This window comes from Candidatus Sulfotelmatobacter sp. (assembly GCA_035498555.1).
Taxonomy (GTDB): Bacteria; Eisenbacteria; RBG-16-71-46; order RBG-16-71-46; family RBG-16-71-46; genus DATKAB01.
The window spans coordinates 1-14,750 of sequence record DATKAB010000023.1 but is presented as its reverse complement, the minus strand read 5'-3'; the positions used below and the strand labels follow the sequence as shown (position 1 = coordinate 14,750).

The following is a 14,750-nucleotide window of genomic DNA, read 5'->3' as shown; positions in this document are numbered from 1 at the left end:
AGGCGCGGTGTCGGCGCAAAGCGGCGCCGCCCGCGCAGCGTCGCGAAGGCCTACTGCGCCTTCGCCACCAGCAGCGTCAGGTCGTCGGTCGAGGCGCCGCCGCAATACTCCTGCACGCGCCGCACCAGCTCCGACATGATGCGCGCCGCCGGCTGCCCGGCCAGTTCGCGCACCACCTCGACCACGCGTGCTTCGCCGAACGGCTCGCCGTCGCGCATCGCCTCGGTGAGCCCGTCGCTGTAGGCCACGAACACGTCGCCGGGCGCGAGCGTCACGTGGCCGAGCGCGCACTCCCAGTCGCGAAACGAGCCGATCACCGTGGCGGTGGCCTCGAGCCGCTCGACCGCGCCGCCGGCGCGAAAGCAGAGCGGCGGGTTGTGCCCGCAGTTGATGTAGCGCAGCCGCCGCGTCGGTCCCGAGTAGATGCCGAGGAACAGCGTCGCGAACTGCCCGGTGTCGGTGGATTCGCACAGCATGCGGTTCACGAGCTTGAGGACCCGTAGCGGATCCTGCGGCGCGTTGATCACCTGGCTGCGCAGGTGGGCCTGCAGAATCGCCATGCGCAGGGCCGCGTGGATGCCCTTGCCCGACACGTCGGCCAGCACGAATCCGAGCTGATGCGCGCCGAGGTCGAGGAAGTCGTAGTAGTCGCCGCCGACCGCCCGCGCCTGGATACAGGCCGCGGCCAGCTCGAGCCCCTCGACCTGCGGCACGTTCTGCGGCAGCAGGCGCGCCTGGACTTCGCGGGCGATTTCGAATTCGCGCGAGAGATGATCGGTGGTCATGGGGCGATTTGCTCGCAGCTCCTGGTTAGCCACGCCGCCGCACGGTTTCGATGGAAGCGGTGCGGAACTCGGCGAACGTGTTGCTCTCTTGAGTCAGCAAGCGCAGCAAGCGGGTGTTCAGGAAGAGCTTCTCCCGGCCCACTGACTTCGACTGAAGCACGCCGCCCGAAGCCAGCGCGTTGAGATATCGCGCGGCAGCCTGACGGGCGGCAATCTTCGCCGTCACGAGGTTAGCGATTCGACAGTATGGCTGTTCGAACAGGGCTTCGACCAGTTCATGGCTATAGATCTTGGGCAGAGCCGACTGCACGTACTCGGCCGTGGCGCGCTCTAGCCGGCGAATCGCCTCGACCTTTCCTGCCGTCCAACGCGCCGTCTCCTCGACGCCGCGGACCACGTAGCGCACCCACGGCTCCCACGCGGCCGTCGCGTCACCTCGAGCAGGCGACTGTAGTACTCCTGCTTGTTCGCGATGAAGTAGCGGCTCAGGTAGACGATCGGTGACGAAAGCAATCCCCACTGGACCAGCATCAGGCTGTTCAGCACGCGGCCCGTGCGCCCATTGCCGTCCGTGAACGGATGGATCGCCTCGAACTGGTAGTGAGCAACGGCCATGCGCACCAGCGGATCCAATGGATCCTCAGCGTGAACGAATCGCTCCCAGTTCGATAGCAGGTCGCGTAGCCGCGGACCCGGGTCGGGCGGGGTGTAGATGACTCTCTGGCTCGCGGCGCCGTGAAGAGCGGTTCCCGGAACCCGCCGAACCGACATCTCGGCGCCCTTGATTCGCGTGCAGATGGCCTCGGCCGTGTGCACCGAGACCGGGCGCCTGCCCAGCGATCGATGCCCTTCGAGCAGCGCCTCGCGATAGCGCAATGCCTCGCGTGTCGCGGAGTCGGCGCTTTCGCCGTTTCCGAGGTGCTGAAACAGCGCGTCCGCCGTGGTGACGATGTTCTCGATCTCGGAGCTAGCCCGCGCCTCCAGCACCGGAAGCGTGTTGATGAGCATCGCGGGATTGGGGGTCAGCTCGGACGAACGCTTGAGGCCCTCCAGAGCGGCGCGGGCCTCGACACACTGCTTGAGCACCGCCTTGGTCTCGAGTTCCATTCGAGGCGGCAGCTCGGGAAGATGGTTGTAGGGGAGGTCGGCGCGCCAACGGCTCACGTTCAGGTCTCCAGTCGAAGGCGGGAAAGGGAGCCAGGAGCTTATGTCGCGGCCGGCGACCGGTCAACTCAACGTGTCGCAAGAATCAGATTTCTGCGACATGTCGCGCCCGACCCCTAACCAAGGCGAAGGGGCCTTTCGGCACCGATTTCTTCCCGCTCGTTCTCGAACAGCGCGAAGGTGAGCGACGCGGTGGCGCGGCCCGGCTACGGCACCAGCGACTTCGCCTGCCCTGCGGCGCTCTTCACCATGCTCATGACGTCGATCTGCGCCGGCACCGTGATGCCGGCCGCCAGGTTGCTGTGCGAGCGCGCCCACAGGATCAGCGTGATGCGTCCGAGACGCGCCGCTTCGTTGGCCTGGGTGCGCAGGGCGTCCAGCTCCTGCTGCTCGGCGCTGTAGATCTCGAACTGATGATTGAGCCGATCGTGGAGCGTGCCGAGCGCTTCGATCCGCTCGAGCAGGCGCTTGTCGGACGCATCGAGCGCCGCGATCGCCGGCTTCTTCCCCGCCGGCATGGCGTCCGCCGATTCGGGATCGAGGGTACGTAGAGAATCCAGCGACGCCTCGGAGCCCTGCCGATATTCGGCCAGCTTCGTGTAGGCGCGGATGTTCTGGAGCTGCAGATTTTCGAGCTGATCCATCTGCGTCTTGATCGGACCGAACTCGGTTTCAATACGCGCCGAGATATCCACGTCGGCCGCGGCGATCCGAATCTCGAGGCTGTCGTACAGGCAATTGCCGTAGGCCAGCGCCGCCGAGACCACCGGCTGCGCCGCGCCGAGTGCAGCGAGAAAATTGCTGGCCGCTTTGCAATTCGAAACCGCAGCGTCCAGCTCCGCCTGACTGAGGAAGGTCTCGGCGGCCGGCGACTGTTTGAGGCGCTCGCGAATCGATTCGTCGAGGTAGCGCGCCAGCTCGCTCACGCGGCGCGAGTCCGGAACCGGTGACTCGTAGATCGAGACGATTTGCGTCGAATAGAGCGCCACGCCCCGCATCAGCGTCTGGGCGGGTCGAGCCGCTCGCCGTACCTCCTGGACCGACGGCAGATCCTGGTACTTCTGCAGATAGACCCACTGCACCGGCTTGGTGGCGCGCTGGACCTCGCCGATCAAGCCGACTGTGTTCTGCGCGAACGGGCTCACGTCGAGCCGCTTCGACGACTTGAACGAGGCACATCCCGCGATGGGAAGCGTGATCATCAACCACAGCAACGCGCGCACAGGGGAACCGCGGCGCGCGCGAGCTTCGCGACCGGCCATCGTGCACCTCCCAGTGACGCGGTCGGCTGGGCCGGCCGCGGTAGCCTCCGGGGCAATTTTCGGCGGAAGGCTACCGCGATGGGGTCACGGTGGCCAGACTATCGGATCCTCACGACGCGCGCCGTGACGTTCCTTCCGCCCGCCTCGAGCCGCACGAAGTAGATTCCGGCGGCGGCGGCCTCGCCAGAATCGCCGCGGCCGTCCCAGGCCAGCGTGTGGGCGCCGGGCGTGAACGCCCCATCCACTACACGGCGCACGTGCCGGCCGCTCACGTCGTAGATGTCGAGCCTCACGCGTGCGTTCTCGAACAGCGCGAAAGTGAGCGAAGCGCTGGCGTGGCTCGGTTGCGGCGCGACCGCCAGCGCGAGCGGCGTGCCCATGCGCGCGCCGCCCTGCGCCAGCGGCACGTCGGTCGAGCCGGCGACGCCGACGAGCCCGACCGCGAGTCCCTCCCAGCCCATCGTCCACGGCAGCCTGGTGATCAGACTCGCCGCCCCGGTGCCGGGATTGATGCTGAACAGCGAGTCGTCGTAGGTGATCCCCACCAGCGCGCCGCGCACCGGGTCGTAGTCGAGACCGCGCACATCGTGGGTCGGCCCGACCACGGTCGCGGCGCCGGTGTCGCGATCGATGCTGATCAGGCGCGCGGTCGAGCCGCCGCCCGACACCGCGTAGATCAGTCCGCTGTTGGGCTCGAAGCCGATGTCGGTCACCGAGTAGGGCGTCAACTGTGGCAGCGCGGTCGCCACCGCGGTGCGCGGATTGATGCTCCATATCTGGGTGCCGGTGACGTTCTGCGCGCCGTAGAGCCGATCGCGGCTCGCGTCGTAGGCCAGTCCCCACACGCCCTGCAGCCCGGTCTCGCCCACACGCGTGCCGCGTCCGCCGCGCGGATCGAACTTCCACAGCGTGCCGGTCGAATAGTCCACGGTGTAGCCGCGCATGTCGGCGGTGCGGAACGCGACACCGAAGCAGAATGGTGTCTGCGGGCAGTACATGGATGAGGGCTCGATCGGGTCCTGGAACAGCGCGCTGCTGGCGGTGCACTCGGTAACCGGCAGCTCGAGCATGATCGGATCGTTGTCGCCAAACAGGTACGTCGTCGGCCCGTCGGGCAGCCGTACCCAGCGGCGCGTCAGACCGCGGTCGTTGTCCTCGACGAACAGATCGCCGCTCACCGGATCGATGGCGATGCCCGCCACCGCCCGCGGGGCATTGACGCCCGGTAGCCCCTGCGAGCGCCAGTAAGCGGTGTCGCGCATCGCGCCGTTCGCGTCGAGCACGAGAATGCCGGTGTGCTGCACGGCGACCAGGAAGCGGCCGGGCTCGGTGGGCGAGGCGAACGGGCAGTAGACGATGTCGTCGACGATGTCGTAGCTCGAATTGGCCGCGAACGACGAACCCTTGAGCGATGCCACCGCCTGCCCTGCCCGCGTGAACTTGAACCAGGCGTTGGCCCGCGGCACGAGGCCATCCGGCCCCGCGTCGACCACGTAGACGTAGCTTGAATCCACCGCGATGCCGCGCGCGTCTTCCAGCGTGTCCGCGCCGGTTACCGGCACCGTCAGCACGCGCGGGATGTTGAACACGGTGGTGAAGGTGGCGGTCGCGGTGTCCCAGCTCGCCACCACCCAGCGCTGGTTGCCAGCGTCGAACGAGATGTTCCAGAACTTCTGCGTCACCATGTCCCAGGCGATGCCGGGTCCGTCGGGACCGGCCGAATGGAGATTCCCGCACACGTCGTAGAGATGACCGTTCGAGGCCAGATAGCGATGGATCGGATCGAATGCCGCGGCCTCGAACGCCGGCGGCCCCAGAATCGACGCGAACCGGCTGGTGCCGAGCGTGATCACCGGCCCGAGCGGATTGGCGGGCGTAGCGTTGGTCTCGATCGAGGCGTCGATCCCGACCGCCTCGTAAGGGAGCAGGCCGCCGTTGTCGCCCACCTCGATGTCGATCGTGTGGCCGGCGTTCTCGGCCACCGTGGCTTCCAGCGTCACCGTGTCGCGCCCGGTCGCGGTGTTGAGCGTGTCCTGCGCGATCATCACGGCATCGGCGTACAGGCGCAGGACGGTGCGCGCGAAGGGAGGCCGCGGCGGCCCGGCGCCCATCTCCATCAAGATGCGCCCGGCGCTCGCCGTGCTTCCGGCCTTGTAGTCGGTCGCGACCACCACCAGATCGGGCGTCAGATCGCCGTTCACGTCGCCCGAGGCCAGGGCACGCCCGCAGTGCGCGTTCGCCTGATTCATCTCGAAGGTGGAGTGAAGCGTCGGGGTCGCGCCCGATCCGCCCAGATAGAGAAACGCCTCGCCCTCGTTCACCTCGGGATGGGTGTAGCCGGGCGCTCCAATCAGGAAGTCGGCGTAGCCGTCGCCGTCCACGTCGCCGGCCGGCGAGAGCGCCATGCCGGCGTTGCTGTTCGGCGCTCCAAACCACGTCCACACCGGGCTCGTCGAGAGACCGGTGGAGCTGCCCCGGAACAACCGCACCGCTCCGGCATTGGTGCCGCCGCTGCTCTCGTAGGGTGCACCCACCAGCACGTCGGCGTAGCCGTCGTGATTCTCGTCGCCGGCCGACGACACGGCGAATCCCAGCTCCCCATTCGCGATGAGACCGGTAAAGGTCCAGGACGGAGTGACCGAGACGCCACCCGACGATCCCATGAACACGTAGGCCCGACCGAGGTAGCTACTGTACGCTTGGGCCCCCACGATCAGATCGTCTTTGCCGTCGCCGTTCACGTCACCTGTACTGGCGAGCGACTGGCCGAAGAAGTTCGACCCGGGATCGGGCGAGTGGATCATGGGTCCGAACGCGCCGAGACCAGTGGATCCGCCATACGCGACTTCGACCGCATTCGCTCCCGGCAATCCGACCGCCAGATCCGGGTAGCCGTCGCCATTGAAGTCGCCGGTAGCGAGCGCTGTTCCGAACTGCCACGCCGAGCTTCCGCTGCGCGTGGAACTCAGCGCCGGGAACGTCGAGCTGCCCTTGAAGATGCGCACGTTGCCCGGCACCGCACCGGTGCCCGGCTCGCCTTCGGCGATGTCGGCGTAGCCATCGCGATCGAAGTCTGCGACCGCCACGCTCATCCCCGCATACTGATCGACCACGTTGGGCTCGTAGGACCACGCCGGCGACGGCGAAATTCCGTTCGCCCCGCCCAGGAACAGCTCGATCTGGCCTTCGTTCACCTGGGAGTTCGACCACACGTTGGTCCCGGCGACGACGTCGCCGTAGCCGTCGCCATTTACGTCCCCGACCGCCACCGCCCAGCCGAGGCGTTGGTTCGCCTGCGTTCCGTTCGCGGATGAGGCACCGCTGGCCCCGAGGTAGCCGGCCTCGGAGGTGAAGCGCGCGCGAACGTGCCACGTGTCGTTGGAGGGCGCGGTCCAGCGCAGCACCGTCTGGTTCGGATTCGCGGCCAGCCGCGCGCTCAGCACGCTTCCCACCATCGTCACGCCCGGCTCGTTCACCACTGGAGAGCACGCCATCGAGAGCGAGGCGCCGTTGGGAGCACTCCAGCGATTCAGGCCTCCGCCCAGGTTGGTTTCGGTCGTGAACAGGTTGAATCCCATGCCGGGACCGGGCGAGTAGCCGTAGCTCCAATTGCCTGCTGGATTGGCGTTGTTTTGGAACTGGAACACCGCGTCATCGGCGAATGCGGCGCGAGTGAGCAGCGGTGCTTCGAGTGGGGCGATGGCGGCGGCGAAGAGCGCGGTGACGATGAGCGAACGCATGCAGGCCTCCCGAACCGGTCGTCCGCCGCGGGGAATTGCGGCGGTCTATGAATCGGTCGCGGGAGGCGCGAAGGCGTTTAGGGAGAACTGCGGTAGCGGGCCTGGAAGATGGGCGGCGCGGGGTGGAGTCGCCGCGCCTACGGCGCGATCCGGAATCGCGCCTGGAACTGGGGCGGAGCGGCGGTCGAGCCGGGCGCGGCGCCGCCCGGCGCGCCGATCTCGATCGAGTAGACGCCGGGGGTGAGATTGGGCGACGGGATCATCAAGCTGGTGAGACGGGCGTTCGCGTCCCACAACTCGGTGGCCGGCACCGGCTGCTTCCACACCGGCCGGTGCTGGTCGTCGAAAAGTGTCACGAGCAGCGTGTCGGGCCCCATGATGTGCCGGTCGGTGACGATGGTGAGTCCGGGCTGGCCGTCACGCAGCCTGGCCGAGGGCACTGCCGCACTCGCGCCGCGGGTCGCGCCGGTCAGCACCAGCACCGCGGCGCTGCCGCCGTTCCAGATCTGCTTGCCCGGCGGAACCTCGGCGCCGGGCGTGGGCGGCGTGTGCGCCAGCTCGCGCGCCGCCTCGGCGCGCGCCTGCTCGGCCGCGAGCTTCTCGCGCGGATATTCGACCACGCCGAGATACGCCGGCCACGCGAGCAGAATTGCGAACATCGCGAGCGCCGGCTTGATCCAGGCGCTCGGCTGATCGGCGATCGAATACCACGCCTTGAGCGCGCGCCATGGCGCGGGGCCGGCCGCCCCGCGAATCATCGCGCGCTCGGCGCTGCAGGTGGGGCAGGCGCGCACGTGGGCGCCCAACCGCGCCGCGTCGGCGATCGAGAGCGAATCCGCTCGCAATTCCAGTCGCGCCAGCTCGTCGCCGGTGAGGTGCGCCGAGAACAGCGCCTCGCCGTGCTCTTTCACCTCGCGCTTGAGCCCGCGCATCAATTCGGCGTGGGCCGCGCATTCGGCGCAGCCGGCCACGTGCGTCTCGACTTCGCTCGCGCGCTCGGGCGGCAGGCGGCCCCACAGCCAGTCGTCGAGCAACGTCTCCGCGGTCGAATGATCCATCGCGACCTCCACGCCCTTGGGTGCGCGCACTCCTGGCGCGCACCAGCCAGCGCGCACCAGCCAGCGCGCACCAGCTCGCGCGCACCATTCAGCGCGCACCAGCTCGCGCGCCAGCCAGCGCGCACCAGCTCGCGCGCACCAGCCAGCGCGCCCTGAATGCCGCGCCGCGCACACTCCCCTCTCCCGCACTCCGTCGCAGGAGCGGTGCGCGCGTTTGCGGCTATAGTAATGAGGCCGGTCCGACCCCGCCACGCGCGGGGCCCGAAGTTCGTGGGAGGCACGTGAATAGCTCGTCCACCCTGCCGCGCGAGCAGGACGATTCGTTCCTGCGCCGCTTCCTTTCCGGCGAGCCGGCCGCGGTGCGCACCGCCACGCGCTGGGCGCGGGAGACCGCCTACTTCCGCGGCTTCGGGCTCACCGCCGAGGATCGCGAAGACGCGGTGCAGGATGCGCTCGCGCAGGTGTGGACGCTCGCCACCCGGCCGGGCTTCGAGCTGCGGCAGGGCCTGCGCGCGGTGCTCCGTACGCTGGTCGCCGCCCGCTGCGTCGATCGCGTGAGGCGGCGGCGGAAGAACGTCGAGCTCGACGACTCGCTGGCCGATGAGACGCCCACTCCTCATGAGCGCCTGCTCGCGCGTGACGAGCGCGCGCGCCTGCGCGCCGCGCTGCTCGACCTCGATCCGCCGTGCCGCGAGATCATCCGCATGCGCTACTTCGAGGATCTCGACTACGCCGCGATCGCCGAGCGCGAGGGGCGTGAGGAATCCACCATGCGCGTGCGGCTGTTCAATTGCCTGAAAGCGATCCGGAAGCGCATGCAGCGCCTCGCGGGATGAGTCGCGGAGCCGGCGTCTCGGCGCTCGGAGCTCGCCTTTCGCGCGCCACCGTCTTCGCGGCGATCGCGGCTGCGGTTCGCGTCGCCGCCTGCGCCGCGCTGGCCCTCGCGCTGCTCGCCGCGCCGCGCCCCGCCTGCGCGAGCGCGAACACCGATTCGCTCGCTGCGTTCCGCAGGCTGCTTTCGTCGCAACAACTCGGCCCGGCCGAGTCGCGGACGCGCGCGTGGCTCGCGTCGTTGGGCGCCGGCGCTGCGGCCGACACCGCCCGCGCCGCCGGGCTCGATCTGCTGTCCGAGGTCCTGCTCGCTGCCGGCCGGTGGAAAGCGCCTGCCGACCGCGCCGTGCCGCAGCAGGCGGTCGATGCGAACACCGGGCTCTACGGCGCCGAGAGTCCGCAGGCCGGCTCGAGCCTCATCATGCAGGCGCGCATCCTCTATCGCGAGGGCGACTGGGAGGCCGCGCGCCCGCTGGCCGAGCGCGGCCTCGCGCAGTGCGAGAAGGCGTACGGCAATCGGCACATTTCGGTGCTGCGCGGGCTTCATTATCTCGCCAACATCTACGAGAACGAGTCGGAATTCGCGCTCGCCGAGCAGCTCTACCGCCGCGAGATCGCGGTGGCCGAAACGCTCTACGGCGCCGAGAGCGCCCAGCTCGGCAACGCCATGAACAGCCTGGGCGTGATGTATCACAAGACCGGCCGCTGGTCGGAGTGCCGGCCGCTCTACGAGCGGGCGCTCGGCATCCGCGAGAAGGCGCTCGGGCTCGACAGTCCCGATCTCGTCTTCAACTACAACAATCTCGCCAACGTGCTGACCGAGATGGGCGATCTCGATCGCGCGCGATTTCTCTATCAGCGCGCGCTCGACGTGGTCGAGAAGAAGCTCGGCCCGCAGCACGTGAACTTCGCGTTCACGCTCGGGAATCTCGCGGGGCTGGAGATCGTCGCCGGCGACACGCTCGCCGCGATGCGCGATCTCGAGCGCGCGATCGCCCTGGGCGAAGAGGTCGAGGGGCGCGATCACCCCGACCTGGCGGCGCCTCTCGATGATCTCGGCGGGCTGTTGATCGCACGTCACGAATACGCGCGCGCCGAATCGACGCTCGATCGCGCGCTCGCGATTCGGGTCAAGGCCTACGGCCCCGACGCGCCCGAGGTGGCGCGCGTGCTGTTCAGCCGCGCGAATCTCTGGCTCGCGCAGGGCCGGTTGGCGCCGGCCGACTCCGACGCGGAGCGCGCGTTCGCGCTGCGCCAGAAGGCGCTCGGCGAGAATCATCCCGAGACCGCGGCCAGTCTGGTGCAGCTGGCCTCGATCGAGCGCGCCGGCGGCAACGATGCTTCAGCGCTGGCTGCGGCGACCCGCGGCGAGGCGGCGGCGCTCGATCGCTTCCGCTCGACGGCGCGGGTGCTGGAGGAACGGCTGGCGTTGAGCTACGCCGCCACGCGGCCTTCGGGGCTCGATCTCGCCTTGTCGATCGCCGCGGATCATCCGGGCGACTCGACGCTCGTGCAGCTCGCCTGGGAAGCGCAGATCAATTCGCGGGCCCGCGTGCTCGATGAAATGGCGCGGCGGCATCGCGCGATCGCGGCGGGGCTCGATTCGGCGGGTGCGGCCTACGCCGATTCGTTGAACGCTGCGAGCGAGCAGCTCGGCTGGCTGCTGCAGAGCGGCGCCGATGCGACGGGATCGGGGCGCTCGAGATTGAGGGAAGTGCGCGAACGCAAGGAACGGTTCGAAGTGTGGCTTGCCTCCCGCTACAGCCAGTTCCAGTTGCTCGATGCGCCGCCGGGATCGGCGCTCATGACGGTCCACGGGCAGGTTCAGCACGGGCGGGCGCTGATTGCGTTCGCGCGGTACTTCCAGGCGCCGGCTGCCGGGCAGGACTTCGGCTGGTACCTGCGGCGCGACGCGGAGCCCTCGCGAGCAGGCTACGTGGCGTTTGTGGCGGTCGGCGGCGAGCACCGCGTGAGGGCAGTGGCCCTCGGGGCGGCAGCCCGAATCGACTCCGCGGTCGCGCGGTTCGTGCGCGCGGCCAGCACGCGACCCAATCCTCTCAGGCGCGCGACCGACGCCCAGCGCCTTCGCAAGCTCGGGCTCGAGGCGCGGAGGCTGGTGTGGGATCCGGTGGCGAAGGCGGTGCCACCGTCACAGGAACTGCTCATCGTGCCCGACGGGGCGCTCCTGCTTCTGAACTTCGGGGCATTGCCGGGTGCGGCGGCCGGCAAGTATCTCGTCGAGGAAGCGCCACCGATTCAGTTGCTCTCGGCCGAGCGGGATGTTCTGCTGCGCCCGAGCGCGGGTGCGATCAGTGGGCGCGGCCTGCTCGCGGTCGGCGATGCGGATTTCGATGGTGTCGCCGCGACTGGTCCGCCGGCGCCGTCACGTGGAGCCACGTCCGAGCCGCGCGAGCGTGGGGTCTTGTCCGAGCCGCGCGAGCGTGGAGTCTTGTCCGAGCCGCGCGAAGGTGGTGTCTTGTCCGAGCCGCGCGAGCCTGGCGTTGCGGCGCCGCGTTCCGCCGCGTCCGATTGCGCCGACTTCCGCTCGCTCCGCTTCGAGCGTCTGCCCGAATCCGGGCTCGAAGCCGACTCGGTGGCGGCCGCCTGGCGCGCTGCTTCGCGCGATTCCGCGCGGGTGCTGTCGCGCGGCGGGGCGAGCGAGGCCGCGTTTCGGGAGCTGGCGCCCGAAGCGCGCTGGCTCCACCTCGCGACGCACGGCTTCTTTCTGCCCAACGTGTGCGGCGGAGTGAACGCGAGCGGTGTCCGCGTGGCCGACACCGTGGCCTACGAGAACCCGCTGTTGCGCTCCGGCCTCGCGCTCGCCGGCGCCAATCAGCGGGCGCGCGCAGCGAACGGCGCCGCCGACGGCATTCTCACCGCCGACGAGATAGCGAAGCTCGATCTTTCCGGCGTCGAGCTGGCCGTGCTTTCGGCGTGCGAGACCGGGCGTGGCGACGTGCGCGCGGGCGAAGGCGTGCTCGGGTTGCGGCGCGGATTTCAGATCGCCGGCGTGCGCACCGTGCTCATGAGCCTGTGGGCCGTGGACGACGTGGCCACGCGCGAGTGGATGCGCGCGTTCTACGCCGCCCGGTTGCGGCGCGGGCTCGATGTGGCGGCCTCGGTGCGGGCAGCGGATCTGGTCGTGCTCGACGCGCGCCGCGAACGTGGCGAGAGCGACGCGCCGTTCTACTGGGGAGCGTTCGTGGGGAGCGGGGTCGAGAGGTAGGGACGGCCCGAGAGGTTGGGCAATCAGCGTCCCACCACCGGCTCGCGCGAGCGGCGCCGGGTCACCCCCACGCGCTTCAGAGCGCGATTGAGGGAGTTCAGGTCGAAAGCCTCGGGATCGTACGAGCCTCCCACCCATTCCCGCAGCTCCTCGTGTTCGAGGTGCGCGGGATCCGCGAGCACTTCGAGCAAGTGCTCGTAGCCCGAAATGCCGCCGCAATCATCGGGCGGGGCCGCGCGCGCCCCGGCGACGAGTCGTGCATGAGTAAGCCCCGGATCTGCGGGCAGGATGTTTTCCAACCTCACCCGGTGCTCCCAACCGTCGCCGAAATCGTATTCGTAGGTGATCGTGCTCCCGGGCTTGGGCAGCACGTCACGCAGCCTGGCTTTCCGCTCGTCCTGGAATTCCGGAACCTCGCGATCCAGCTTGCCGAAGACTCCTGCGGGGGTTTCAAATCTGTGCAGGTGATAGCCCTGCCATCCCATCACGACCTGCAACGCGCGATGGAGTTCAAGCAGGGTAGCGTCATCGCGAAGCAGGAGGCGACGCCAGATCGCCGGTCGAATGTTCGCCAGCGACACTTTCAGTTGATAAACCTTCGCTGCCTTCGCTGCCTTCGCTGCCTTCCCTGCCTTCGCTGCCTTCGCTCGCTTTTCCCGCCGGGGGCGCCCGCGCTCGGCCGGCCGCTTCGGCGCGCCCAGGCTCTGGTTGTAGCGCTGGATGAAGGCGGCGACTGCGCGCGAGTCCGTGGGGTCCACACCCACCGCCTGCATCGCCGCCACGAGGCTCTTGGCGGGACCAAATCGACTCGGATCGGCGGCGGCCTCGAGAAAGGCCTCTCGCACCCGCTCCACGCGCTCTCTGATCCGCACCACGGTTTCCGCGGGCTCGATGCCCTCCGCGCCCATCCACTCGAAGTAGCGATCCAGGATCTCGGGAGCGCGCTGGACGATCCGTGGATCGGCGTCCACCTTGCGCGGGTAATGTTCGAGCATGAACCATTCGATCTGCCGCGCGGAGAAGACATTCCATCGCCCATCGATGTATCCGAGCTTGGTGTCGTGCAGGCACTCGCACACAAAGCGCGCCACTTCGCGCCAGTCCGGCGGCATCGCGGCGGAGCGGGGAGCGGCGAGAAAACGGTCGATCTGCTCGGCCGCCTGTCGCATGGCGCGCGCGCGCGCGGCGTCGGAGATCGGATGCTCGGCGCTTTCTTCTTCCGCCCTTATCACCGAATGTGGCACTCGCATCGTGACCTCGACCGGCTCTGGCATTGAAACCGTGAGCGTCACGACCTCCTGGCCCGAGAGGGTGCCCGGTGCCGGCCGGCGGTGCCGTCGTGCCAGCTCGGCCAGACCCGCCGCCGCGGCGCATGCCACTCGAATGTCGCGAGCGGTCGGAGTCCTCGCGTCGCCGCTCCGCGTCATTGGCATCACCACCGGGTAGGCCCGCGGCCCGGCCACCGGCCAGCGATGCGCGGTGATCTCGCGTCGCATCGAGTCGGGGATGTCCGCTCCCCGCTCGAAGTTAAGAGACACAAAGGAACCGCCCAACATCACCGGGGCCTTACCCATTCCCAAGACGTGGGCGGAGAGGCTGCCGAACTCGTCATAGTCGTCGAAGGAATCGAAGATCAGGATCCCATACTCCTGCTTGAGCGCACCGAGGATCGACAGGCAGGCGCCGTCGACGCCCAGCGCGGGCACATCCATCTGCAGCACATCGGAATCCGGGAACCTCCGCCACGGCGCGAGCGGATAGAGCGCCGCGGCTTCGCGGAAGAGCGCGGCGATCTCGGCCTTGGTAATGTCGCCGGCACCGAAATACGATTCGCCACGCCCGTCACGCTTCGCGTGATGGAGGAACACCTGCGCAAGCATGTCCAGCTCGGGAGTAGGTCCCACTTCGATCGGGATCAAGGGCGGCAAGGTGGCTCGGATCGCGTCGGCGGCCGCCTGATCCGAAACCCTGATCCGGTCGGGCAGGTGCCGGGCATTGCGCTCGAGAGCGCTGGCCAACTGCTCTGCGATGACCGAGTCAGGCGCCTTCGGGAACACGATTTCAGCGATCAGAATGACATCCCTTGTGGCGTCGAACCAAAGGACGATGTCGAGCAGCGCACCCGCTGCCTCACGTTCGCCGACGAGCGAGCGAACCCGGCCACCAATCCAGGTGATCGACTTCATGGGTGATGCCTCCCCTAAGGACGGGTTCCGTGAGGGACGGCGCCGATTCTAAGGCATCGCATGCCGCGGAGGGCACCGCGATCCATTTCTTCGGTCCTGCTCCGAAGATTGCAGTTGCGCCCGCTGATGCCGGGGATGGGGGCCCGAGGGAGACCGACTCACGCCGCGTATTTCAGGGTGTGGCGCTGGTTGCGGGTGAAGGCTCGCGTCCGAATGGTTCTCCAGTAGTACTGCGCCCATCGCTCCGGTAGCTCGATGCGGGTGGGGAAGAGGCGCTGCTCGAGGATCTGCCTGACGCTTCTCCTTCTCGAGTCGATCCCGAGCCTCATCGCCGGCGTCTGATCGCGCCGCAGCTCGGAGAACCACTTGACGTGGTTCCTCCACACCAGGAATACCCAGAGCCGATCGATCGCGCTCTGACGACGCTTGGACTGGGCGAGGGTCTCGCGCTTGTGGTTGGCGCCGCTGTGGCGGATCAGGAGATCGAGCAGGTTGATG

10 protein-coding genes are annotated in these 14,750 nt (G+C 68.7%); 2 read left to right on the top strand and 8 right to left on the bottom strand.

Going from position 1 to position 14,750, the window contains the following annotated elements:
* Positions 1–50 precede the first annotated feature (50 nt).
* The 6 genes from VMJ70_02465 to VMJ70_02440 all read right to left on the bottom strand — a co-directional run bounded on the left by VMJ70_02465 (position 51) and on the right by VMJ70_02440 (position 8,009).
* Positions 51–785, bottom strand: a complete 735-nt coding sequence (locus VMJ70_02465; GenBank protein ID HTO89970.1) for a PP2C family protein-serine/threonine phosphatase — start codon at positions 783–785, stop codon at positions 51–53.
* Positions 786–810: 25 nt separating this feature from the next.
* A complete protein-coding gene (locus tag VMJ70_02460; GenBank protein ID HTO89969.1) occupies positions 811–1,191 on the bottom strand; it encodes a hypothetical protein in 381 nt (126 codons plus the stop codon).
* Positions 1,116–1,949, bottom strand: a complete 834-nt coding sequence (locus tag VMJ70_02455; GenBank protein ID HTO89968.1) for a Fic/DOC family N-terminal domain-containing protein — start codon at positions 1,947–1,949, stop codon at positions 1,116–1,118. Before VMJ70_02455 ends, VMJ70_02460 begins: the two co-directional genes overlap by 76 nt.
* Before the next feature lie 206 nt (positions 1,950–2,155).
* Positions 2,156–3,211 carry a hypothetical protein gene (locus tag VMJ70_02450; protein HTO89967.1) on the bottom strand — a complete coding sequence of 352 codons (1,056 nt, stop codon included), beginning with the start codon at positions 3,209–3,211 and terminating at the stop codon, positions 2,156–2,158.
* A gap of 98 nt (positions 3,212–3,309) precedes the next feature.
* The gene (locus VMJ70_02445; GenBank protein ID HTO89966.1) at positions 3,310–6,951 is read right to left on the bottom strand and encodes an FG-GAP-like repeat-containing protein; all 3,642 of its coding nucleotides are present in this window, start codon (positions 6,949–6,951) and stop codon (positions 3,310–3,312) included.
* A 137-nt stretch (positions 6,952–7,088) separates the two neighbouring features.
* Positions 7,089–8,009, bottom strand: coding sequence for a zf-HC2 domain-containing protein (locus VMJ70_02440; GenBank protein HTO89965.1), 921 nt, complete (start codon positions 8,007–8,009; stop codon positions 7,089–7,091).
* A 281-nt stretch (positions 8,010–8,290) separates the two neighbouring features.
* Between VMJ70_02440 and VMJ70_02435 the strand changes: the two genes are divergently transcribed.
* On the top strand, positions 8,291–8,845 hold the full coding sequence (locus VMJ70_02435; protein HTO89964.1) for a sigma-70 family RNA polymerase sigma factor: 555 nt from the start codon (positions 8,291–8,293) through the stop codon (positions 8,843–8,845).
* A complete protein-coding gene (locus tag VMJ70_02430) occupies positions 8,842–12,066 on the top strand; it encodes a CHAT domain-containing tetratricopeptide repeat protein (protein ID HTO89963.1) in 3,225 nt (1,074 codons plus the stop codon). Before VMJ70_02435 ends, VMJ70_02430 begins: the two co-directional genes overlap by 4 nt.
* A gap of 23 nt (positions 12,067–12,089) precedes the next feature.
* On the opposite strand, the gene VMJ70_02425 is transcribed toward VMJ70_02430, so the two are convergent.
* Both VMJ70_02425 and VMJ70_02420 read right to left on the bottom strand, forming a co-directional pair.
* Entirely contained in the window at positions 12,090–14,252 is a 2,163-nt protein-coding gene (locus VMJ70_02425) for a plasmid pRiA4b ORF-3 family protein (GenBank protein ID HTO89962.1), read from the bottom strand.
* Positions 14,253–14,410: 158 nt separating this feature from the next.
* On the bottom strand, positions 14,411–14,750 hold a 340-nt coding region (locus tag VMJ70_02420), incomplete at its 5' end, for a hypothetical protein (GenBank protein HTO89961.1).